Annotated in this window: 16 protein-coding genes; 9 read left to right on the top strand and 7 right to left on the bottom strand. The window is 64.2% G+C overall.

Annotated elements, in window-relative coordinates; genetic code table 11:
• Positions 1-86 precede the first annotated feature (86 nt).
• Together OHZ10_RS09580 and OHZ10_RS09575 are read right to left on the bottom strand one after the other, a co-directional pair.
• Entirely contained in the window at positions 87-341 is a 255-nt protein-coding gene (locus tag OHZ10_RS09580; protein WP_176047872.1) for a hypothetical protein, read from the bottom strand.
• 38 nt (positions 342-379) lie between these two features.
• Positions 380-889, bottom strand: coding sequence for a TraI domain-containing protein (locus tag OHZ10_RS09575; RefSeq protein WP_425394770.1), 510 nt, complete (start codon positions 887-889; stop codon positions 380-382).
• Between the two features lie 343 nt (positions 890-1232).
• On the opposite strand from OHZ10_RS09575, the gene OHZ10_RS09570 reads away from it, so the two are divergent.
• Positions 1233-1751, top strand: coding sequence for an Hcp family type VI secretion system effector (locus OHZ10_RS09570; RefSeq protein ID WP_342702229.1), 519 nt, complete (start codon positions 1233-1235; stop codon positions 1749-1751).
• A 374-nt stretch (positions 1752-2125) separates the two neighbouring features.
• On the opposite strand, the gene tssM is transcribed toward OHZ10_RS09570, so the two are convergent.
• The 5 genes from tssM to tssH are packed head-to-tail and all read right to left on the bottom strand — an operon-like array spanning position 2126 to position 12161.
• A complete protein-coding gene (gene tssM / locus OHZ10_RS09565) occupies positions 2126-5872 on the bottom strand; it encodes a type VI secretion system membrane subunit TssM (protein ID WP_342702228.1) in 3747 nt (1248 codons plus the stop codon).
• Between the two features lie 15 nt (positions 5873-5887).
• Positions 5888-7324: a type VI secretion system protein TssA gene (tssA, locus tag OHZ10_RS09560; RefSeq protein ID WP_342702227.1), complete on the bottom strand. Its 1437-nt coding sequence runs from the start codon at positions 7322-7324 to the stop codon at positions 5888-5890.
• The gene (gene vasI, locus OHZ10_RS09555; RefSeq protein ID WP_342702226.1) at positions 7312-8022 is read right to left on the bottom strand and encodes a type VI secretion system-associated protein VasI; all 711 of its coding nucleotides are present in this window, start codon (positions 8020-8022) and stop codon (positions 7312-7314) included. The genes tssA and vasI overlap by 13 nt, the downstream gene beginning before the upstream one ends.
• Entirely contained in the window at positions 8019-9581 is a 1563-nt protein-coding gene (locus tag OHZ10_RS09550) for a sigma-54 dependent transcriptional regulator (RefSeq protein ID WP_342702225.1), read from the bottom strand. The genes vasI and OHZ10_RS09550 overlap by 4 nt, the downstream gene beginning before the upstream one ends.
• Before the next feature lie 12 nt (positions 9582-9593).
• Positions 9594-12161: a type VI secretion system ATPase TssH gene (gene tssH, locus OHZ10_RS09545; RefSeq protein WP_342702224.1), complete on the bottom strand. Its 2568-nt coding sequence runs from the start codon at positions 12159-12161 to the stop codon at positions 9594-9596.
• 464 nt (positions 12162-12625) lie between these two features.
• Between tssH and tssB the strand changes: the two genes are divergently transcribed.
• From tssB to tssK, 8 genes are read left to right on the top strand one after another with little or no spacing between them, the layout of a single operon-like run.
• Positions 12626-13129 (top strand): type VI secretion system contractile sheath small subunit, encoded by a 504-nt coding sequence (gene tssB, locus OHZ10_RS09540; protein WP_174991572.1) that lies wholly within the window; start codon positions 12626-12628, stop codon positions 13127-13129.
• Positions 13130-13169: 40 nt separating this feature from the next.
• Entirely contained in the window at positions 13170-14651 is a 1482-nt protein-coding gene (gene tssC / locus OHZ10_RS09535) for a type VI secretion system contractile sheath large subunit (protein ID WP_174991571.1), read from the top strand.
• A gap of 15 nt (positions 14652-14666) precedes the next feature.
• On the top strand, positions 14667-15095 hold the full coding sequence (tssE, locus tag OHZ10_RS09530; protein WP_174991570.1) for a type VI secretion system baseplate subunit TssE: 429 nt from the start codon (positions 14667-14669) through the stop codon (positions 15093-15095).
• A 19-nt stretch (positions 15096-15114) separates the two neighbouring features.
• On the top strand, positions 15115-16881 hold the full coding sequence (gene tssF, locus OHZ10_RS09525) for a type VI secretion system baseplate subunit TssF (protein ID WP_342702222.1): 1767 nt from the start codon (positions 15115-15117) through the stop codon (positions 16879-16881).
• Entirely contained in the window at positions 16845-17864 is a 1020-nt protein-coding gene (tssG, locus tag OHZ10_RS09520; protein ID WP_059234046.1) for a type VI secretion system baseplate subunit TssG, read from the top strand. Before tssF ends, tssG begins: the two co-directional genes overlap by 37 nt.
• Positions 17861-19213 carry a type VI secretion system-associated FHA domain protein TagH gene (gene tagH, locus OHZ10_RS09515; RefSeq protein WP_059234047.1) on the top strand — a complete coding sequence of 451 codons (1353 nt, stop codon included), beginning with the start codon at positions 17861-17863 and terminating at the stop codon, positions 19211-19213. The genes tssG and tagH overlap by 4 nt, the downstream gene beginning before the upstream one ends.
• Complete coding sequence (tssJ, locus tag OHZ10_RS09510; protein WP_342702221.1) at positions 19210-20286, top strand: type VI secretion system lipoprotein TssJ; 1077 nt, start codon at positions 19210-19212, stop codon at positions 20284-20286. The genes tagH and tssJ overlap by 4 nt, the downstream gene beginning before the upstream one ends.
• Positions 20283-21620, top strand: coding sequence for a type VI secretion system baseplate subunit TssK (gene tssK / locus OHZ10_RS09505; protein ID WP_059234049.1), 1338 nt, complete (start codon positions 20283-20285; stop codon positions 21618-21620). The genes tssJ and tssK overlap by 4 nt, the downstream gene beginning before the upstream one ends.
• Position 21621 lies beyond the last annotated feature (1 nt).

The following is a 21621-nucleotide window of genomic DNA, read 5'->3' as shown; positions in this document are numbered from 1 at the left end:
TGTCGATCGATCATCGGCTGCGATGTCACCCACGCGTGCGTCGCATGACCAGCGGCTCAGACCGAGGCCATGCGTTTCGTTGTCGTTCAGTGCGCGGGACTGAAGTCCTGGTCGTCGTCTGACGGTGGCAGGTCGAGCACGAGCTTGACGGCGCTGTAGTTCGCCTTGAGCGAAAACACGCGGCCGATCACGAGGAACGTCTGCCGCGAATTCTCGAGTTCGACGAAGTCGCCCGGTTGCGGTACGTGCGCACCCTGGTCGTAGGAGAAACTGGTGCTGGTTTGCTCGCCGATGGCTTCCGCTGCGTGTTCGGTGAATTCGATCGTGATGTGGGTAGTCATACGGGCCCCGATATGGCTGATTGAAGAGACTGGAAGCCTCAATTTTCGCATAGCGGCTGGCAGCATTCGTGCTGGTGTTGCGCGATGCGGCCAGTCGAGGATGGGGGCTGCATGGAGAGCAGCCCCGTGGCTGCGCAGTGCAGGCGAATTGCGCGCCCGTCACGATAGCGAAACCGATACGGATGGTTCGGTGGGTCATGCCATGGGCGCCAAGCCAATTCAACAACGAAATCCGCCGCAATTTTTCCCGGGTCGTGCAGCAGCGCGGCGTAGGCCGTCGCGGCCGTCCAGATTCTGCCTGCGCCGCCTGATCCTCTTCTGGTGCGGTGCCGACCGGCAGCAGGCGCGGCTGGGTCAGCTTGAGCGCGTAGGCGACGATCTCCAGGCCGCGTAGTCCAGCATTCCGCCCTGTGCTTGGCATGGTGGTGTCGCTCCGACGCGGGGCGCTCTTGCATCAGCACCGCAGAGCGTTCCAGCGGCTGCCGATACGGCACGGTGAACTGTGTGCTGGACAACAACGCGCGTTGCCGGATGTGCTCCAGCAACATCAGCCAAGGAGTTTGTTATCCGAACGAATAGGCCCAGCGAGCGATCGGGCCATTCGTGGCTCGGTCGGGCCAAAAATGGCCCGGCAAATCTCTTTTATTTTCAATTGGTTGATTTTGAGCGGGCCACGAATGGCCCGATTTTCCCTTGAAAAAATCGATTTTCGCGGTTTGGCTTTCCTCGGCGCTTGTCCGAAATGCCGGGCATCGCCGCTAATGTGCTGATATCAAGGGATTAAATCGCGACTTGAGATGGTTGGCACGGGCATTGCATTACCCAGTCTGTCATCACCGATGGCAACACGGTCAGAGGGCCGTGTCGATTCCAACAACAAGGACTGCATTCATGCCGACTCCCGCTTATATCAGTATCCATGGCAAGACCCAGGGCAACATCACGCAAGGCGCCTTCACCGCCGACTCCGTAGGCAACGTCTATCAGGAGGGTCACGAAGACCAGATCCTCGTCCAGGAAGTCGAACACCTGATTGCCACCCCGACCGACCCGCAGAGCGGCCAGCCGTCGGGCCAGCGTGTGCACAAGCCGTTCACCTTCACCTCGCCGCTCAACAAGGCCACGCCGTTGCTGTACCAGGCACTGGCCTCTGGTGAGATGCTCCCCGAAGTGGAAGTGAAGTGGTACCGCACTTCGACCGAGGGCAAGCAGGAGCACTTCTTCACCACCAAGCTCGAAGACGCCACCATCGTCACCATCAACACCGTGCTGCCGCATGCGCAGGACGCGACCAAGGCCGAGTACACCCAACTGGTCAAGGTCGCTATGGCTTACCGCAAGATCACCTGGACCCACGCCATCGCCGGCACCGAAGCCTCGGACGACTGGCGCAAGCCCCAGGAAGCCTGAGCCCGGGTCACTCCGTGCGACCGGCGCTAGCGCCGGTCGCTCAACTCAGCATGTAGATTGCCGGCCCGGTAACGGGCTGGTAAGGAGTGCACAGGGTTGATTGAGCTGATCTGCGCTTTACCTTCATCACCGGCGACGAATCGTTCGCGGTCGTCGAATTCACCCTGCGCGACGGCACGGCCCTTGATCGTCAGGCCGCGGCTACGCGCGCTACGACTATCCGGGCCGTTACAAGCACGAAGCCAGCGGCGAGGCTTTTACGTAGGACCATTTGCGCGGCCAATCACGATGAAACCATCGTCATTGCCAACGACCGTACCGAATCGGTCGGGCACGATGAGCAGAGGGCGGGCCGCCGCGCGGCCCGCGTGTGGTCAGACACTGTTCCGACGCGCAATCTGTTTCAGCTCCACCTCACCTTGTCCACTCGCCGACGCATCCGCGCGCCGCTCGTCCTGCAGCAGCGTACGCGGTAGCGCGAACCCTTTGAACAGCGGCTGGGTGAAGGGGTTGTTGGCCTTCTCGGTGCTGATGCGGTAGCGCATGCCACCGTCCGCCGCGGCGAAGCTGAGGTCGACGCTGGTGGCCGTGGCGCCGTTCAGGCGCGCTTGGCTGAGCAGGCGGTAGAGCGACCACGGACCGCGGTAGATCAGCCCGCTGCTGCTGCCGCCGGCGTGGACCAGGGTCATGCGGCTTTCGTTGCTGGGCGCCAGGGTGTTTGGCCAGATCACGGCCGTGCTGATGGTGGGACCGTGGTTGTAGGAGATCAGCTGTCCCTCGACGCTGAGGGAGCTGCTGCGCTTGTTGGCGGCCAGGCCCAGGGGTTCGACGAAGAACTGCACGCCGAGTTGCCCGCGGCTATTGAAGAAGGCGTCGCGGATGCGGTTGGCAGCTTCGAGTTGGGTGAGTACGTCGTTGCGCACCAAATAGCCGCCGAGGCGTTCGGAGTATAGGGCCTCCAGATTGTCCTCGATGAACAGGTTGAGGTACTTGTCGCGGAATTGTTGCAGGCGCCCCTGCGGTCCGAAGAAGGCAGTGAAGTCGTCGAGCGAGACTTCTTCGCGGCTGGTCGGGTTGAACGGGTAGCGGTTGGCCAGGCGCTCGTGATAGAAGCGGTACACGTCGGCATCCCAGCGTTTTTCCAGCTCGCGCAGGGCTTCCACAAGGACGATGCGCGACGACTCGTCGGCCAGCTTGCCGACCTGATGACTCAACGGCTCGGGCAGGCCGCCTGCGATGCGTTGCAGGTTGGCGACGGGATCGGGACCTTTCTGGCCGAATCGTTCGAGCACGACGCTGAGCGCGGCCTTGCCGCGGTCCGGGCTGTCATGCACGGCGCGCACTTTGTCCTGCACGGCGCCGATGGCCTGCATGGTTTCGTCGAGATACGGGGGCCGCTCGCCCTTGGCTTCGAGCAACTGGCTGATCGGCGCGAAGGCGTGGGCGATGGTGATGACCGGCAGCGGCGTCGCGTCGGACTCGCTGAGCTTGTCCACCTTGTCGGCCAGCGCGGCGGCCTTGATTTGCGAGGTTTCGGTGACGGCGCTGGTCGTGGTCGCGGGCGGGGTGCCGAGTTCGCTGTTGTCGCGCACGGTTTCGACCAGGCGCCGCAGCGGCGCGGCCGGGCTGGTGACGCTGCCCAGGATGGTGACGGCCTGGCCGATGTCCTGGAAGTCGCGCACGGCGATCTGGTTGAGGTTGCGTTGCCAGGTGTCGACGTAGTCGCGGCTGTAGAGTGAGCGGATGCGATCGGCCAGCGCGCGCTTGTCGGCCTCGGAGTAGTCGATGTTGCGTCGCTCGCCGAGGGCCCACTGATCGATCATGGCCAGCTCGGCAATGTCCTGGCTGTGCGGGGCGAAGTAGCCGCGGTAGCCCTTGGCGGTGAGAAGGGCGTCGATGCGGCCATTGGCGCGCGGTGTCTCCTGCTTGCCGCCCGCGCCGGCTTCGGGTTCGTACACGATGTCGTACGCCGGGCCGATCTCGTTGCGCAGGTCGAGCGGCGCACGCAGCGCGGCGCCGGCCTGGCGGCGCATAGTCATGTAGACGCGCTGCGGCAGCGGGATGGTGCGCAGCTCGCGTTGGAAGGCTGCGACACGCTCCTGGTATTGCGGCAGGCGCGTGTCGGCATACTTCATGGCGTAGTCCAGGTGGCGCATCAGCGCGCGCTGTACGCCGTCCTCGCCCGGGAAGGCCGTTTGCCAGTGCGCGGCCATCCAGTTTTCGACCACGGGCGGCCGACGATTGGGCCTGTCTTCGATCATGCGGTAGACGCGCAGCGCGGCCAGTTGCGTGTCGCTGTCCGTCCCGGCGCCGTCCAGCTCTTTCATCACGCCGCTGGCCAGCGCCGGCAGGAAGCGCTGTGACAGCAGGGTCAGGTAGGCCTGATCGACCTTGGGGCCGATGGTACGGCCCTGGTACAGGCCGAGGTCGGCCACGACCGGCCAAGCATCGCGGTAGTTGCCGTAGACGGCGACCACGCTCCCGATCTGGTCCAGCGGTTGCAGCAAATTGCGGCCGGTAGGGTCGAGCGTGCCGTCGACGGCGCGGGTGCTGAACGCGCGGCTGCGCTCGAGCACGCTCAGGGCTTTGTCGCGATTCATCGCGTAGTAGTGGTACCACGCGCCGATCACGAGCGCGCTGCCCAGCGACGCTACGCCGAAGCGCAGGGTCAGCGCGTGCTTCTTCTCGGCGATGACCCTGGGGTTGTCGCCGGCCAGACCGGATTCGGGGTAGATGACGCGCTGGAACAGGTGCTGGGCGAAGTAAACCAGAGAGCGCCCGCTGGGCTGCATGTAGTTGACCGGTCCATGCAATGCATAGGTATGCGAAGCGGTGGTGAGGAAGGCATTGTTGAGTACACCCTGCTGATAGACCGAAGAGAAGAACACGCCGCGCGGCAGTGCCGGCGTGACATATCGATCGCTGCCCAGCACGTCGGCAAGGAAGCTCAGCAGCAGGGGCCGCAGGCCGCTCAATTGTCGGGTGAGCGAGTACAGCGCTTCGCGCTGCGCTACGTCGGGCACGTCGGCCAGGCTGTCGAACACCTGCTCGTTCAGGCGGTCAAGGAAGGCGTCGTAGTTCGTGCCGAGTTCGTCAAGCCAGGCGTCATAGCGCTGGATCGCATCCAGGGTGAAGCTGAAACCGAAGAGATCTTCACGCACCGACTTGGGCAGCCGTGCAAACAGCGTTTCGAAGCCTTCCAGCAGATCGAACTTGCTGAGCACCACGTACAGCGGCGGCCGTGTACCGAGCTGCCGGCTCAGTTCGGCCAGGCGCGCACGCAGCACCGCGGCGAGCGCCTTGCGGTCGCTTGGCGCTTGGTGCGCGAGGGTTTCCAGGCTGACCATCAGCACCACCCCGTTGAGCGGCCGGCGGCTGCGGTTGCGGCCGAGCCAGCCGACGAAGCTGTCCCACAGCCGCGCGTGGATGTCTTCGGGCAGCGCGCTGTGGCGGGCCAGCCGCGCGGGCAGCACGGGCGCGCTTTCGTTTTCCGCGTCGCCGGGAGTGGCGACCGGCTCGATCCGCGGCTGGCTGATCAGTTCACCCGGTGGGTCGATGAGAATGGCCTGGTCGCCCATCCACCAGTCGATGGCGTAGAGCTTGTCGGGATCGTCTTGCAGGCGCCGGCTGCCGGCCTTCATTTCGCCGGTGAGGGAGAAGCTTTGGCCGGAGCGGTTGACGAAGCTGGTCTTGCCGGAGTTTTCCTGACCCAGCACCAGGTACCAGGGCAACTGGTACAGCGCCTGCCGGCCCTTGAGGTTGGCCTGCAGAATCTCGAGGCTGTGATCGAGTGCGCGCTCCTGCGCTTCGACGTAACGCAGACATGGGTCGGTCTGTTGCTCTTCCACATGGTGCTGCTCGGCCTCCAGGCGCATGGCGCGCTTGCGCAGGCGCAGCGCCCAGATCAGCAGCGGCACGATCAGCACGACGACTGTTGCCAGTACCCGCGCGGACAGGCTGGCCAGGGGGCGATGCTCGCCCCAGCTCCACTTGGGTCCCAACCACCAGATGGTGGCCAGCGCGAGCACCAGTAGCAGCAGTTGCAGCAGGGGCGCGCCTTGCCGCCCCCAACGCAAGATGAGTCGGCCGTAACGTTGTAGTTTGGACCAGATGTTCCACATGACGATGCTCCCTGTTTAATCCTTGTGCCCCGAGGCATCCGGCTGTTGTCGTTCGAGAAGGCTGAAGAGGTCGGGCTCCCACTCGGGCGCCGACGCGTGCTGCATGGCCCGATATGCGCGGACGAACAAACCATCCGCCAGCCAGGTGAGGCCGCGTGGCCGCAGCAGCTCGGCAGCGATGGCCATGACGTGGCAGCGGTGCCGCAAGTCGGCGGCTTCCTGCTGGATCGCTTCGAGCCGACGCAGCACGGACTCGACACCTTGCGCTTCGAGCAGGCCGTGCAGTTCGTCGCGCACGCCGACGTAGTCATGGCCGGCGGCGGCCATGGCGCCGGCCGCGTGTGCGCCACTGATCCAGGCCTGGGTTTCTCCATCTACGAACGGACGCCCATCGGCAAATTCCAGTTTGCTCAGCGCGGGCAGTCGGGTGACGAAGCGTTCGGTCGACTGACGGATGGCCTCGGCTACCAGCGGCATCTCCAGGCGCCGGGCGATGCCGGCGGCCAGGTAGCTGCCGCGCAGCCAATACGGTGAGGTCGTGACGCTGCGTTCGACACGTTGCAACAGCGCCGGGTCGACAGCGTTGGCGCTGAGCGTGTCCGCATACCCTTCGGCGACGTCGGCGGGCACGGCCATCAGTTCGGTCTGGTGGTGTTTGCGCGCCGACGGCGCATTGGTCAGGTGGGCCCACAGGGCAAACCGCCGCAGCAGGTAGCCGGTGGGGTCGTAGGGGTCTTGCTGGTTGATGATCTCGGCCGCGGCCAGCAGCGACTTGCGGCCCTCGCGCTCGTTGCCAGGCGCCGGCAGAACCGGCGTGAAGAAGGCGTCCGACAGCACCTCGCCGCGCGCGGGCGGGTCGAGTTTGGCGTCGGCCAGCTCTGGCGCGCGCAACACTTCGGCTTTTTGTCGCAGCAACGCCTCCAGCCTGGAGAGGGTGGGCACGTCGAGCTGGGCGCTTTCAGCGCAGCGTTGCAGGCTATCGAGTGCGGATTGGCCGGCCTTGTAGAACTCCTCGCTGTATCCGGTGCTTTCCAACGCGGCCAAGCTGTCGGCCAGCCGCTCCAGCAACTGCCCCACCAACCTCCGTTTGGCCAGGTAGCCGGTGGCGCCCGGTTTCGGATAGCTGGTTTCCCAGTAGCGTTCGACCATGCCTGCCAGTACGCCGGTGGCTTCGGCCCAGCCGCGCCAGCTGCGTGTGTGCGCGCGAGCGGTCAGCAGATGCCCGGCAACGCGCAGGTGCTTGCACTGGTTGCGCAGGTAGTGCTGCGCGGCTTCGTCGACATAGGGCCAATCGATGGTCGCTTCCTGCAGGCTGCCGAGCTTGACCATTTCGTGATCGATGCCTTGGTAAGCGTCGTCTTCGTCATCGAACACACCAGCGGGCTGGCGCGGGTCGAGCGGCGCCAGCAAGGTATCGAGGTCCAGTGGGGCGGGCAGTTTCACCAGTGACATGCCTCGCGCTGCTGGACCAGTTGCTCATGGAGCCGAGAGACATCGAAGATAAGTCCGTCGAAGGGGGCCTGGTCGCTCTCGATCTGCAGGCGCTGTGCTGGCCGGGCCAGGTGGCGCAGCTGCTCGATCGCCACCAGGCCGCGTCCCGCGTCGGTGACCGTACCGTCATCGAGGACCTGCCACGGCTGGCTGGTCGACACGGGTCGGCCGTCCAGCAGCAGCCGTAGATTGGCGTGGTTGAAGGGCAGTGCGTCGGCGGTCAGCAGTTGCAGGCGCGAGATGTTTTGCAGGCAACTGATCGCGAGTGTCGGGGCGGGTGTCGAGCCTCCCAGCGCCGGAGCCGAGATAACGACCTTGTCCTGGCCGGGAATCTTTTCCGGCGTACGCATCAGCAGCAAGCCGGTGTCGTCGGCATGGCGCTTGGCCTCGTTGGCTTGGACCAGGTCAGTGATGTCCGGGCGCTTCGCGCTGGCCGGCGTGGTGGCGGGCGTTGGCGCGGCCGCGGATGCCTGGGCCTGGAGTGCGGCCGGTGGCGATGTGGCCGGTGGTGGGGTACCTGCCTTGGCGTCGAAGCAGGCCAGCCGTTCCTGCGGTGACACGACGGTGGTGCAGTCGCTGTTCGCGGCGACGGCGGAGTGTTCTCCGTCGCAACCGGCCAGTGCTGCCGCTAACAGCAATGCCAGGCTGATCGATTTCATGATGAGCGTTCCTCTCCATTCAAATTCCACTCCAGGCATTTGCGTGCCAGCGTGCGTTTGGGTATGCCGAGGCTGAGCGCCGCCTCGCGCCGCGACCCCTCGACCTGGCGCAGCCGTTCGCCGACCACGAGGCGTTCGAAGTCCAGCAAGGCTTCCGGCAAGTTGTCGGTGTGCAGGAGCTGTTGCAGCGCTGATGCTGTCGTCGACGGCGCCGCGCTCGCCGTTAGCGGCAGGTCTTCTTCCAGGTCGGCCAGCAGGTCGCCGCGAATGTGCTTGCCGGGCGCTGTGCGCTCGGCTGCGGCTAGCACGAGGCTGCGCAGCTCGCGCACGTTGCCTGGAAAGGAGTGCGCTTGCAGGCGTGCCAGCGCGCTCGCGGAAATGCCGGCGATGTTGCCCTGGCATTCACGGTTGTGTTGCAGCAGCACGTGCGCGACCAGTGCCGGAATGTCTTCAGGGCGTTCGCGCAGGGGCGGGATGCGCAGCACACGCTGGCGGATGCGGAAATACAGATCCTCGCGGAACGCGCCGTCGCGCACGAGTTCGGGCAGGGGACGGTGGGTGGCGCAGATCAGGCGGAAGTCGGACGCCTGCTCGCGCGTGGCGCCTATCGGTCGGTAGGTCTTCTCGTTGAGCAGGCGCAGCAGCGTACCTTGCAGTTCCAGCGGCATATCGCCGATTTCGTCGAGAAACAAGGTGCCGCCATCCGCCTCGGCCACCAACCCGGTGCGTGCCTGAGTGGCGCCGGTGTAGGCGCCGCGTACCGCGCCAAACAATTCGGCTTCAATCAGGTCTTTCGGAATCGCCGCACAGTTCACCGGTACAAACTTGCCCCGGCGGGACGAGGCCTGGTGAATCAGCCAAGCCGCATGATCCTTGCCCGAGCCGGTCTCCCCGGTGATCAGCAAGGACAGCGACGAGTCGGCCAGCCGCAGCATGTCTTCGCGCAGTTGGCGGGCCGTCGACCCGACACCGACGAAGTCCGCGGCCAGCAAGCGGGCGGCGCGTGTCCGGTCCTGGGCGATCTCGTTTCGTCGCTGTTCTTCGATGCGGTGGATGTCGGACGACGCCAGCAGGCGCGCCATCAGCACGTGATGCAGCGTGACCAGCTCGTGCCAGATCGGGTTTGCCTGCCAGGCGCGCAGAACCGCCTCGGCGCCAATCAATGCGAAGATGCCCACCACTTCATGCTGTGGGCCATGGATCGGCAGCGCCAGCAGGGCGGCGCGGGCGGTGAGATGTTCGCGCAAGGCATCGAAGCCAGCGCCGACCTTGACCAAGGCATCCAGTCGCGCGACATGGCAAGGCTTGGCGCTGGTCAGGCAATACACCAGCGGATTGTCCAGCTCTTCCAACGATATCGAGGTGAGGCCAGCGGCGTCGGCCACATTGGCGTGGGCGATCGGCAGCAGCCTGTCGCCGGGGCGTTCGTGCCAGTAGCAAAGCGCCTGTTCGATACCGGTGCCATCGCAGGCGGCGAGCAGCCAGGCCGCCGCCAGCGAGGCCATGGTGCTCGCTTGCGCGAGTTCGCGCGCCAGCAGGACGACGCTCACGGTTTCCATGCTGTGCTCCACTCAGTGCAGCGTGGCCAGGAAGGCACCCTCCTGCCAGCACAGGTCCGCGCGCCGGAATGGCTCTCCCTTGGCCTGCTGCCACAGGACAGCGAGCGACAGCGGCGGCAGCAGTTCGCCGTCGATGCTCGCATCGAGCATGCGTGCGCCATTGGCGTGCCGTATGCAGCGCGAGCGCAGCTCGTCGCGTGCGCTGTCGGCCACTTCCAGCGCGGCGTTGTAGCGCTGGGTGAATTGCTGCTGCAGGCGCTGCAAGCGGCTGTCCACGATGTCGCCCAACACGGCCTCGTCGAGGTAGCGATAGGGTACGAGATGCATGCGCGCGAGCAGGGCCGGCTTGAAGAAGCGCATCAAGTGCTGCCGCAGGCAGTCGACGTCGAGGTCAGACAGTGACGGATCGTCCTGATCGAAGCCGAGGTTGGAGGTCAGGAAGAACAGGATGTTCTGGCAGTCGATGCGGCGACCTTCGCCATCGGCCAGCTCGCCCTTGTCGAAGGCCTGGTAGAACACATTCAGTACTTCCGGGTGGGCTTTTTCCACCTCGTCCAGCAACACAACTGCATAGGGTTGCTTACGAATGGCCTCGGTGAGCACGCCGCCTTCGCCGTAGCCGACATAGCCGGGTGGCGCGCCCAGCAGGCGCGATACGGTGTGTCGCTCCTGATACTCGGACATGTTGATCGTGGTCAGGAAGCGCTCGCCGCCGAACAGCGCGTCGGCCACCGCCAACGCCGTTTCGGTCTTGCCCACGCCACTGGGGCCGACCAGCAGGAACGTACCCATCGGCGTGCCCGGCCGGCGCAGGTCGGCCATCGCCGTGAGCAGGCGTCGGTTCAACGCCTCCAGCGCCGCGTCCTGTCCTTTGACGCGCTCGCGCAAGGTAGTCGGCAACTGTTCGAGACGCGTCAGTTGATCGCTGTTGATGGTGGTGGCCGGTATGCCGGTCCAGTCGGCGATCACCTGGGCAATCTGCTCGGCGCCCACGTCGGCATGCAGCAGGGCACCTTCGCGTTGCAGTTCGGTCAGGCGGGTCACCCAGCCCGAAAGCAGCCGGGCGGTGTCGTCGTCAGGATCGTGACCGCGAAGGCTGACAATCGTATCGATGACCGATTTCTGCTGTTCCCAGGCTTGGTGCAACTCGGCGATACGCTCTTCCACTTTTTTCCGCGCATCGCGCAGGTCGTCCAGTCGTTGCGTCGACGGTGCGCGGCCGGACCTGGCATCACGCACCAGATGTTCGGCTTCCGCATCGATTTGCCGAAGCTCGTTTTCGAGCACGGTCAAGCGACGCGGCGGCTCGGCGAGCGCGGTGGCGACGCGCGCGCAAGCGGTATCGAGCACGTCGATCGCCTTGTCCGGCAACTGCCGGCCGGACAGGTAGCGCGCCGACAACGCGGCGGCGGCCTGCAGGGCATCGTCACCGATATAGACTTTGTGCGCTTGTTCGTAGAGGGGGCGCAGGCCGCGCAGGATGTGCACGGCTTCTTCCGGACTGGGCTCGTCCAGCTTCACCAGTTGGAAGCGCCGCGCCAGTGCGGGGTCTTTCTCGAAGTACTTCTTGTACTCGGACCAGGTGGTGGCGGCGACGGTGCGCAGTTCGCCGCGTGCCAGCGCCGGCTTGAGCAGGTTGGCCGCATCGCTGCCGCCCGCGGCGTTGCCTGCGCCGATCAGCGTATGCGCCTCGTCGATGAACAGGATGATCGGCTGCGGCGAAGCTTTCACTTCGTCGATCACTGCTTTCAGCCGTTTCTCGAACTCGCCCTTGACCGACGCGCCGGCTTGCAGCGCGCCCAGGTCCAGCCCCCACAGGTGAACGTCGCGCAGCGGCTCGGGCACGCGTGCCTGCACGATGCGCAATGCCAGCCCTTCGACCACCGCGCTTTTGCCCACGCCGGCATCGCCTACCACGATGGGGTTGTTCTTGCGGCGGCGCGACAGGATGTCGACCATCAGGTCGATCTCGGCGTCGCGGCACAGCACCGGGTCGATCCGCTCCTCGCGAGCCTGTGCGGTGAAGTCGTGACCGAAGCGGGTCAGCGCACTGTCGGCTCCACTGGCAGGACGCTCGCGGTTGCCGGCGGACGCCGCATCGGCAGCCTCCGTCGATCCGGCCAACAGTTCGCCAAAGCGCTTGCGCAGCGGTTCCCGGCTCACGCTATCCAGCAGGCGTATCGCCGCCAGCGGAAGGTAACGCCCAGGATTGAGCAGCACGGCGAGCAGCAGCGCGCCGCTACGGATTTCGGCTTGTCCCAGCTCAACCGAACCGAGCAGCCATGCCTCCTGCAACAGTTCCACCAGCAACGGGGAGAAGGAAGGATATTGATTGTGCCCGCTATCCCCCTCGGGAAATGCGGTGGACAGCGCGTACCGCGCGCTGTCCACCTCAATCCCCGCGATACGCAACACGATACGCACGTCGCACTGAGGCTGATCGAGCAGCTTGAACAGCAGATGGGGCACCGTGACTTCGGCACCACGCTGCCCGATGCAGAGGTTTCCAGCTTCTTCCAAGGCATGCCGACACAACACATTAAGACGCTCGATGAGCGCCGGGAGATCTACCGCAATCATGTAATCGAGCTCCCCTTTTCAGGAAAGATTTTTCTTGGAAAAAGCGTTTTCGTATTGCTAATAATGCAAACGAATGTATCGGCCATGGAATTTGAATACGGTTGGTGAGAGCGCCTTCAATTCACCTGAAATAAGCGCATGGCCAAGCTAGCGAGGAAACCACGGCAATAACTTATTCGTCCATGGGATTTGTCTGAAAATTAATGATGGATATTTTCATGGATTATGCATTCGAACTAATACGGGATGTTTTTGAATAAAAATGAGACCTGTCTTATTTCAATTATCGCCATCAACGTCTAGCCTCGTCGTTTGCGGCGGAAAGCGATTTTTCGGCATGCCATAGAGGGTGGCTTGGCTCGGCCGGCACGCTTCCGCTTGCGCTGCATATACCTGGGTGCGCTATGCGCCGGGGTTTATCGAATCTCGCGCTGCAAAGACTTCAATTCGAATGGGAGTGGCTTATGGCAAAGCAAGGATCGGTCGCACCGAAGGAACGCATCAACATTCGCTACGTTCCCGCAACGGGCGGCGAGCAGGAGGAGGTCGAACTGCCGTTGAAACTGTTGGTGACGGGCGACTTCAAGGGGCGCGAGGGCGACGTCGCACTCGAAGACCGTACCGCTGTCAGCATCAACAAGGACAACTTCAACAACGTGATGTCCGAGTTCGGCCTGGACCTGACGATGGATGCGCCGGCCGTACTGGAAGAGGGTGGCGAGAACGACACGTTGCCCGTCCACCTGAAGTTCAGCGCCATCGAGGATTTCAGTCCCGATGTCATCGCACGCCAGGTGCCGGAGATGCGCAAGTTGCTCGAGTTGCGCGAGGCGCTCGTGGCGCTCAAGGGGCCGATGGGAAATATCCCGGCCTTCCGCAAGCAGTTGCAGGTTCTGCTTGGTGACGAAGCCTCCCGCGGCAAGCTGGCCAAGGAACTGGAGCAGTTGCTGGAACCCGGCGAGGCCTGATGCTGCGCTGTTCCTCTTCCCGTTTGCAAAGGACATAACAATGACACAAGCACAAACCGCTGCAGTCCCAAAGCAGGACGCGCTGGCACAGGAGGGCCTGCTGGCTCAGATCATGGCGCAGACTCGCCTGCAGCCCGCCCAGGAGGGTTATGCCGTTGCCGAGCGCGGCGTGGCTGCCTTCATTGCCGAGATGCTCAAGACCGATGCGCGCGAACAGCCGGTGAACAAGCAGTTGGTCGACCAAATGATTGCCCAGATCGACGCGAAGCTCGGCAGGCAGATCGACGTCATCCTCCATCAGCCTGCCCTGCAGGAGCTGGAATCGGCCTGGCGTGGACTTCATCGACTGGTGGTCGGCACCGACTTCCGCGAGAACATTCTCATCGACGTGCTTCACGCCACCAAGGATGAACTGCTGGAAGACTTCGAGAGCGCCGCGGACATCACTCGCAGTGGCTTCTACAAGCTCATCTACACGGCAGGTTACGGCCAGTTCGGCGGCAAGCCCGTCGCCTGCATCGTCGGCAATTACACATTCGGCCCCTCCGCACCCGACATCAAGCTGCTCAACTACGTCGCCTCGGTCGGCGCCATGGCACACGCACCGTTCCTCGCGGCCGCCGGCCCCGAGATGCTTAATCTGGATTCCTTCCAGGACATCCCCAACCTCAAAGAGGTCAAGGACATCTTCGAAGGCCCGCGTCACGCCAAATGGCGTGGCCTGCGCGAGTCGGAAGACGCGCGTTACCTTGGTCTGACCATGCCGCGTTTCCTGCTGCGCCAACCGTACGATCCGCTGGAGAATCCGGTTCGCAGCTTTGCCTATCGCGAAACCATCGACGGCCAGCACCACAACTACCTGTGGGGTAACACGGTCTTTCTGCTGGGCAACCGCATCACGGACAGCTTCGCGAAGTACCGCTGGTGCCCGAACATCATCGGTCCGCAATCGGGTGGCACCGTGGATGATCTGCCCGTGCACCTGTACGAGTCGCTTGGCCAGCTTCAGGCGAAGATTCCGACCGAAGTGCTGATTTCGGACCGGAAGGAGTTCGAGTTGTCGGCGGAAGGCTTCATTCCGCTCGCGATGCGCAAGGACAGCGACAACGCCGCCTTCTTCTCGGCCAATTCGGTGCAGAAGCCCAAAGTTTTTCCGAATACGCCCGAAGGCCAGGCCGCACAGACCAACTACATGCTCGGCACACAACTGCCGTACATGTTCATCGTCAACCGTCTGGCGCACTACATCAAGGTGCTGCAGCGCGAACAAATCGGCAGCTGGAAAGAGCGCCAGGACCTGGAGCGCGAACTCAACAACTGGCTGCGTCAGTACATTGCGGACCAGGAAAGCCCCTCCGCCGACGTGCGCAGCCGCCGTCCGTTGCGTGCCGCCAAGGTCGTCGTGACGGACGCGACGGGCAGCCCCGGCTGGTACCAGATTTCCCTGTCGTTGCGCCCGCACTTCAAGTATATGGGCGCGAGCTTCGACCTGTCGCTGGTCGGCCGGCTCGACAAGGAATGACGGACAGGATGACGCATGCCGCGTTCCCCCGGCCAGGGCAGCCTGTTTGAACGGCTTGATCCAGACCTGCCGCCGCGCCGCATGCGCACGCGGCAGGCGCTGGCGTCGGAGCGCATCGGTGCCATCAAGGATCACCTCGAGCGCATTCTCAATAGCCGCCAGGGCAGCTCGCAAAGCTGCCCTGGCTTCGGCTTGCGGGATCTGAACGACGCCGCGGCCAGCCAGATGGACCTGCGCCACCAGGTATGCCAGGACGTCCGTGCCGCGGTCATGGCCTACGAACCTCGAGTCCAGGTGCTGAACGTTCATCCCGTCACCGCATACGGCCAGGCGGGTCCGCTGCATTTTCGTTTGCACTGCCTGGTGCCAGTTAACGACAGCACGGAGGACGTGCAGATCGATCTGCTCGTCCAGCACCGGGAGCGCTGGATCGACGTGATCTAGTACCCAGCCAGGAGGGCTGATGCCACTGAAGCGAAAGTTTCGCGAAGAGCTCGACTATATGCGCCGCCTCGGCCAGGTGTTCGCGCGCAACAATCCGCAGCTCGCGCGATACCTGGGAGAGGAGGCCACCGATCCCGATGTGGAACGGCTGATGGAAGGTTTTGCCTTCCTCACGGCCAAGCTGCGCCTGAAGATCGATGATGACTTTCCGGAGCTGACCCACCCGTTGCTGCAACTGCTGTGGCCGAACTACCTGCGTCCGTTGCCCAGCGCCACGATCGTGCAGTTCCTGCCGATGGACCGCGCCATCACGGGACGCCATGTGATTCCCAAGGGGACACGCATGCGCGCTCGCGAGGTAGACGGGATTTCCTGCGAGTTTCGCACCTGTGCAGACATGGCCATCTATCCCTTGCGGATCGATCAGGTCAGCGATGCTCACTCGCTGGAGAAATCGACTGTGCGCGTGGATCTGGCCACGCTCAGCCAAAGCCCGCCCAGTACCTACGATTGCGACCAGCTCGATTTCTACCTGAGCGGCAACGACTACACCGCGATGACGCTTTATCTGTGGCTGGCCGAGTACCTCCGCGAAATCCGCATGGAGGTTGCGGGGCAGGTGCGTTTTATCCCCGCCAGCCAAGTGCTGTTCCACGGCTTCGCCCCCGATCAGGCGCTGCTTCCATACCCGAAGAATGCACTGGACGGCTACCGTATTTTGCAGGAGTACTTCCTGTTGCCACGCCGGTTCTTCTTCTTCGGTATACGCGGGCTACGTTCGCTTTGGCCCACTGAGCAGATCGGGAAGATCCGCCTGGATTTCGTTTTCACTCGGCCCATGCCCGAGGACGTGCGCATTCGCACGGGCGACCTGGCGCTGTACTGCACGCCTGCCGTGAACCTGTTCGAACACGAGGCCGAGCCCGTTCGGCTGACCGGCAAAGCAGTGGACTATCGCCTGCAACCCGCTGGGCAGCGGACCGACGCCTACGAAATCTTCAGTATCGACAGCGTCGATGGCTGGAAAGGCGAAGGCAGTGGCAAGTCCGGCGAATGGTTGCGCACCTACCATCCCTTCGAGTCGCTGCGCCACCAGATCGACTACGAGCGCGGCCACACCACGCTGTACTACCGCACCCGCATCGAACCGTCGCTCACCGCCGCCGGTGTCGAGCACCGTGTCTCGTTCGTGCGTGGTGACGAGCACGACTACATCGGTCGCGACGAGACGGTCTCGGTGTCGCTGACCTGCACCAACCGCGAGTTGCCACTAGCTTTGGGTGTGGGGGACGTGTGCATCCCCACACCCGACGTTCCCACCTTCGTCGGCAGTCGCAACCTGACGGCGCCCACCCCATCGTATCGGCCCGTTCTGGACGGCAACCTGCAGTGGCGGCTCATCTCCAATCTATCGCCGACCTACCTGTCGCTGCTGGCCGCCGAGCCGTTGAAGGCCGTCATCAGCGCGTACGACTTTGCCGCTCACCACGACATCCAGCGGCGCCGCGCCACGCAGAAGCGCCTGGATGCGCTGCTGGAAGTCGTTACCACGCCGGTCGACCGCATGTTCCAGGCGCTGCCGATCCGCGGCATCCGCAGCGTGATCAAGCTCGATCAGGCGGGTTTTTCCTGCGAAGGCGACCTCTACCTGTTCGGCACGGTGCTGAGCCATTTCCTGGCGTTGTACAGCAGCATTTCTTCCTTCCACGTAATGGAGGCGATCAATATCACCAATCAGGAGCACTACGCATGGCCCATGCGCAGCGGAACCCAAGCCCTGATTTGATCGAAAAGCTGCTGGTGGGCGCGAGAAACCACGACTTCTTCTTGGTCCTGGAACGGCTGCATGCGCTGCATGGCGACGACCTCGAATCGCCCGACAGCGACGATCCCGAACGTCAGCGCATCAAGCTGAGCAACTATGCCGGCATGGGCTTCCCGGCCTCGGACGTGTCGCTGGCTCGGCGCGTGGCGCAGGGCGAGCCTCACCAGTACGAAGTGCAGGCCACATTCCTCGGCTTGCATGGTCCTGACTCGCCACTGCCGTCTTACTACGTGGAGCGGCTGGCATACGAGGCCGGCCAGGGCATCGGCATCCGTCCGGCGTTCTTCGACGTATTCCATCACCGCCTGCTGACGCTGCTGCACCAGGCATGGCGCAAGTACCGGCACTACATCCGCTTCCGTCCCGGCGCCAGTGACCCGCTCTCGCAGCGCCTGTTCGCGCTGATCGGTCTGGAGAACACCGCCACCCGGGGTGACACGCCCATTGCCTGGAGCCGTTTGCTCAGTTTTGCCGGTGCCGTAGTGCATCGCAGCCGCTCGCCCGCGATGGTCGCCGGACTGGTCGCGCACTGCTTCGACCTCAAGGACGTCGACATCCGCGATTTCGAGCTGCGCCACGCCGACATCGACCCCGGCGATCGCGTCCAGCTCGGTTGCCTCAATGGCCAACTCGGCGAGAGCTTCCGCGTGGGCGACAGCGTGCGCACGCGCCATGCCAAATTCACCATCGTCATCGCCAACCTCAGCCAGCAGCGGTTCCGCGAATTTCTTCCGCACGGCGAGAACTTCGAGCGTTTGCGTTTATTGGTTGCCTTCCTGTTGCGTGACCAAACCCCGTGCGACCTCGAACTGGCGCTGCGCGAAAACGAAATTCCTTCCTTCAACCTCTCGGGCGAGGTCGGCACCGAACTGGGTTGGACCAGTTTTCTGGAACAGCCTGCATTGCGCCGACCGCCTCGTGTTCAACTGACGGTACGCGCATGAATACGGTATCCACCGAGCCCCGCCTGGCCTTGGTCGTCGCCAACCCGGAAGCCTTGCAGCAAGGCACGGCGCCGCACTACAGCTTCGACCCCGCCGGTGGCACCATCGGCTCGCAGGGTGCCAGTTGGCTGCTGCACGACCGTGCCGGCCGGGTGCAGCCTCAACACTGCGAAATCCGCTTCGAAGATGGCGGCTATCTCGTCATCGATCGCAGCGGCTACACCCAGCTGAACGAGCAGACCCGTCCCCTGGGCCTGCACGCCAGCGCGCGCTTGCGTGACGCGGACAACCTGCACGTGGGGCCGTATCGCATAGCGGTGCACCTGGACGAGGAGCAGCACGCGTTGCCGGACCCGTCCCGCGTGCTGGCCCAGCACGACGTCGAGGAGTTGATGCAGTTGCACGACGACTACCTGGACGGCTTGCCCGACGCGGCGCCCGAAGGGCAGCCTCCCGTTGCGCCGAATCCCGACTGGGTCGCTTTCCGGGCCTTGAGCGAGCCGCCACAGCCGCAGGGCCAGCTCGACCCGCTGCACGCGCTGGACCTTGCGGCACAGCGCAGTGCGGGTACAGCCGAGCGCGCCTCGCTCGATCCGCTCGACCCCCATCACTACGGACTCTCGCCGTTGGCGGCCCAAGCCGACCTTGCCGCCACGGCTCAGGAAGCCGTTTACGGCTGGCCCATCCATGCGTCAGGAGAAACCATCATGTCGGAGTCCGACAGCCACAACCCGGCCGCCCGCGAGTGGCTGCATACCCAGCAAGCGAACGGCCATGATCCGGCCGGCCTGGTCAATCCGCTGATCGAAGGGCTCGGCGCACCGGTGGGGGCGCTGGATGCGCAAACAGCCTACGCGCTTCTCCATGAGGCAGGCCGTAGCCTCAGTGCGGCCATCAGCGGCCTGAGCGCTTTGCACGGCGGCGCGCACGGACAGCGCCAGCGCACCTTGCAACCCATCGAAGACAACCCCCTGCGTCTGGGGCAAAGCTACCCGGACACCGTACGCGCCATGTTCGCCGCCGACCGCAGCGTCGTTCATTTGTCGCCGGCGGCAGCCATCGAGGAATCGCTGGCGCAGCTTCTGCTCCAGCAGCGGGCCACCCAGCAGGCCATCACCGCCGGTCTCAGCGCGCTGCTGCAAGCCTTCTCACCGGAGCAGTTGCAACGGCGCTTCACTCGTTACCGACCGCCGCAGGGAGGCCAGGCGAATAGCGACGGCTGGGCTTGGCAAATGTACGGGTACTACTACGAGGAGCTGATCTCCGGGCGCCAGCAAGGCTTCGACAAATTGTTTTGGGAGGTCTTCGATCAGGCCTACGATCAGGCCTTGCGTGCTGAGGCGCCATGAAGCGAAGCCTCGCGCTCCTGCTCGCCGGCACACTGCTCGCCGGCTGCAACACCGTGGGCAATGTGTTCAAGAAGACGGGCAGGGTCTTGATGGACCCGTCCATCCCGGTGGGCGCACCTGACGATCAGCCCACCCAGATCGCTCTCAGCCTGTACGCCAGCGCCGACGTCAATCCCAACCCTGTCAGCGCGTCGGTCGCCGACAGCGCCGCCGCGATCGATGAACCGACCGAGGAGAAGCTGGTCGGGGAGGGCCCGTATTCCGTCAGCTTCAACGGCGCCACCAAGGGCGAGCTCATCAGCGGCTTGCGCGCCTTGCTGGACCATTTGCAGGGCGAGGAGGGTGTGGCGCCACTGCCGACGCATGGCACTGGGCGGCCGCTTCCGAATTCCCTCACCGTCACGCCCACCAGCAAGCCACCCTTGCCGCCGGACGGGCGGTTTCGCCGCAGCCTGCCGCTCGCGGACACGCCCGGCGTCGAGCCAAACCTGGGCCAGTACCGCAAGGGCGACAGCTTGGCCGCAGCGAGCGCACTGGCGTTGGCACCAAAGTCAACAGCGCCAGCGTTCAGCACTGCCGCCACACCTATCGCCTTCCAGGTACTCCAGCTCAAGGACGACAGCATGCTGGAAAACGCCGACCTCGATCTCGTCAGCAAGAGCCCCAAGAAGGCGCTGGGCAGTACCTTTATTGCCGCGGACGACTACACCCTCGCACCGGGCCAGTTCAAGTACGTCGATTTCAGTCCCGTCGAGGACAAGGCTCGCTATGTGGCTGTCGTAGCCGCCTTCCACGCTGTCAATGCGATCCGCCGGTACGAAGTTTTCCGGCTCGAACCGCGCGGGCGCAAATACGCCCTGCTGGTCACCCTGCAAGACACCCGCGTCACCATCACAGACGAAGCCTACCGCGCGCCGGTCCCGTTGCGCGAACCGACCGATCGCGCACGGGACCCGCTGCGCGAACCGACCGACAGCGCGCCGGGCCTGTTGCGCAAGCCGGCCTCTCGTCCGCAGCAGTTGTCCCGCGGACTGTCCCGCGAGGCGGCCACCCAAACGAGCCAGCAACCATGACCACCCGTAATCCCGTCGCTTGGAACGAAGGGCTCTTCGTCAAGCCCCAGCATTTCCAGCAAACCAGTCGCTACCTCGAGCACTACGTCAACGTCCGTCTGGGGCGCAAGTACGGCTACGGTTTCGCCGAGCTGGTGTTGAACCAGGATTTCCTAGCCATCGGCAAGATCGCAATCGTGCGTGCGCGCGGCATCCTGCCCGACGGCACCGCCTTCGATATTCCGCACGATCAGCCGCCGCCGGAGCCGCTGGACATCACCGATGCCACCGCCGCCAACCAGACCGTCTATCTCACGCTGCCGCTGCGTTCCGACGGCATGGCCGAAATCCGCTGGCCGGACACCTACGCCAATGCGCGGTACGTCGCGCGCAGTGAAGACGTGCGTGACACCCACAGTCATCAGGGCAACCACGTCGCCGTAACCATGGCAGTACCCAACCTGCAACTGGCGCTGGAACGGGACGACCGCAGCGCTTTTACAGGGCTGGCCATCGGGCGCATTCTCGACCGGCGTCCCGATGGCAGCCTGCTCATGGATAGCGGCTTCCACATCACCGGCCTGCACCTGCGAGCCATCAGCCAGCTCGCGCATTTCATGGAAGAAATCGCCGCGCTGGCGCACGAGCGCGCCAAGAGCATCGCCGAGCGCATTGGTTCACCTGGCCAGGCCGGCGTTGCCGACGTCACCGACTTCAACCTGCTGCAAGCGCTCAACCGTTGGCAGCACCTGTTCCGCCATCTGGCGCGCGACAGCGACGTGCATCCGCTCGACGCCTACCTCGCGTGCGGCCAGGCCTGCGGCGAACTCGTCACCTTCACCGACGAGGCGCGCGTGCCGCCGGAGTTTCCGGCTTACCAGCATGACAACCCGCAGGCCACCTTCCACTTGCTGCAGGAGACCCTGCGACGCGTGCTCAGTACCGTGCTGCAACCGCGCGCCGTGTCCTTGCCGCTGGTCAAGGAGCGCCATGGCGTGCTCACCGCCCAGGTCAACGACCCCAGTCTTATGCAGAATGCGGAATTCATTCTCGCTGTGCGCGCGCGCATGCCGCTGGACCAGCTGCGTCAGCTCTTTCTGCAACAGGCCAAGGTTGCCTCCCAGCAGACGTTGCTCGATCTCATCCGTCTGCAACTGCCCGGCATTCCGCTCAGTCCGCTGCCGGTGGCGCCGCGCCACCTGCCGTTCCATGCCGGCTTCACTTACTTCCAACTCGATCGCACGCATCCGAACTGGCAGAGGTTGATGCAGAAGGGCGCCAACGGTTTCGGCTTCCATATCACCGGCGACTTCCCGGAACTGGAACTCCAGTTCTGGGCCATTCGGAGTCAATGAC

The sequence above is a fragment of the Burkholderia arboris genome (genome assembly GCF_038723655.1).
GTDB lineage: Bacteria > Pseudomonadota > Gammaproteobacteria > Burkholderiales > Burkholderiaceae > Burkholderia > Burkholderia arboris.
This window is presented reverse-complemented; position numbering and strand designations above follow the sequence as displayed.

Bases quoted from the DNA above. Each gene is read 5' to 3' on its own strand.
- OHZ10_RS09580 (WP_176047872.1), bottom strand. From the start codon at position 341: ATGACTACCCACATCACGATCGAATTCACCGAACACGCAGCGGAAGCC.
- OHZ10_RS09575 (WP_425394770.1), bottom strand. From the start codon at position 889: ATGTTGCTGGAGCACATCCGGCAACGCGCGTTGTTGTCCAGCACACAG.
- OHZ10_RS09570 (WP_342702229.1), top strand. From the start codon at position 1,233: ATGCCGACTCCCGCTTATATCAGTATCCATGGCAAGACCCAGGGCAAC.
- tssM (WP_342702228.1), bottom strand. From the start codon at position 5,872: ATGTGGAACATCTGGTCCAAACTACAACGTTACGGCCGACTCATCTTG.
- tssA (WP_342702227.1), bottom strand. From the start codon at position 7,324: ATGTCACTGGTGAAACTGCCCGCCCCACTGGACCTCGATACCTTGCTG.
- vasI (WP_342702226.1), bottom strand. From the start codon at position 8,022: ATGAAATCGATCAGCCTGGCATTGCTGTTAGCGGCAGCACTGGCCGGT.
- OHZ10_RS09550 (WP_342702225.1), bottom strand. From the start codon at position 9,581: ATGGAAACCGTGAGCGTCGTCCTGCTGGCGCGCGAACTCGCGCAAGCG.
- tssH (WP_342702224.1), bottom strand. From the start codon at position 12,161: ATGATTGCGGTAGATCTCCCGGCGCTCATCGAGCGTCTTAATGTGTTG.
- tssB (WP_174991572.1), top strand. From the start codon at position 12,626: ATGGCAAAGCAAGGATCGGTCGCACCGAAGGAACGCATCAACATTCGC.
- tssC (WP_174991571.1), top strand. From the start codon at position 13,170: ATGACACAAGCACAAACCGCTGCAGTCCCAAAGCAGGACGCGCTGGCA.
- tssE (WP_174991570.1), top strand. From the start codon at position 14,667: ATGCCGCGTTCCCCCGGCCAGGGCAGCCTGTTTGAACGGCTTGATCCA.
- tssF (WP_342702222.1), top strand. From the start codon at position 15,115: ATGCCACTGAAGCGAAAGTTTCGCGAAGAGCTCGACTATATGCGCCGC.
- tssG (WP_059234046.1), top strand. From the start codon at position 16,845: ATGGCCCATGCGCAGCGGAACCCAAGCCCTGATTTGATCGAAAAGCTG.
- tagH (WP_059234047.1), top strand. From the start codon at position 17,861: ATGAATACGGTATCCACCGAGCCCCGCCTGGCCTTGGTCGTCGCCAAC.
- tssJ (WP_342702221.1), top strand. From the start codon at position 19,210: ATGAAGCGAAGCCTCGCGCTCCTGCTCGCCGGCACACTGCTCGCCGGC.
- tssK (WP_059234049.1), top strand. From the start codon at position 20,283: ATGACCACCCGTAATCCCGTCGCTTGGAACGAAGGGCTCTTCGTCAAG.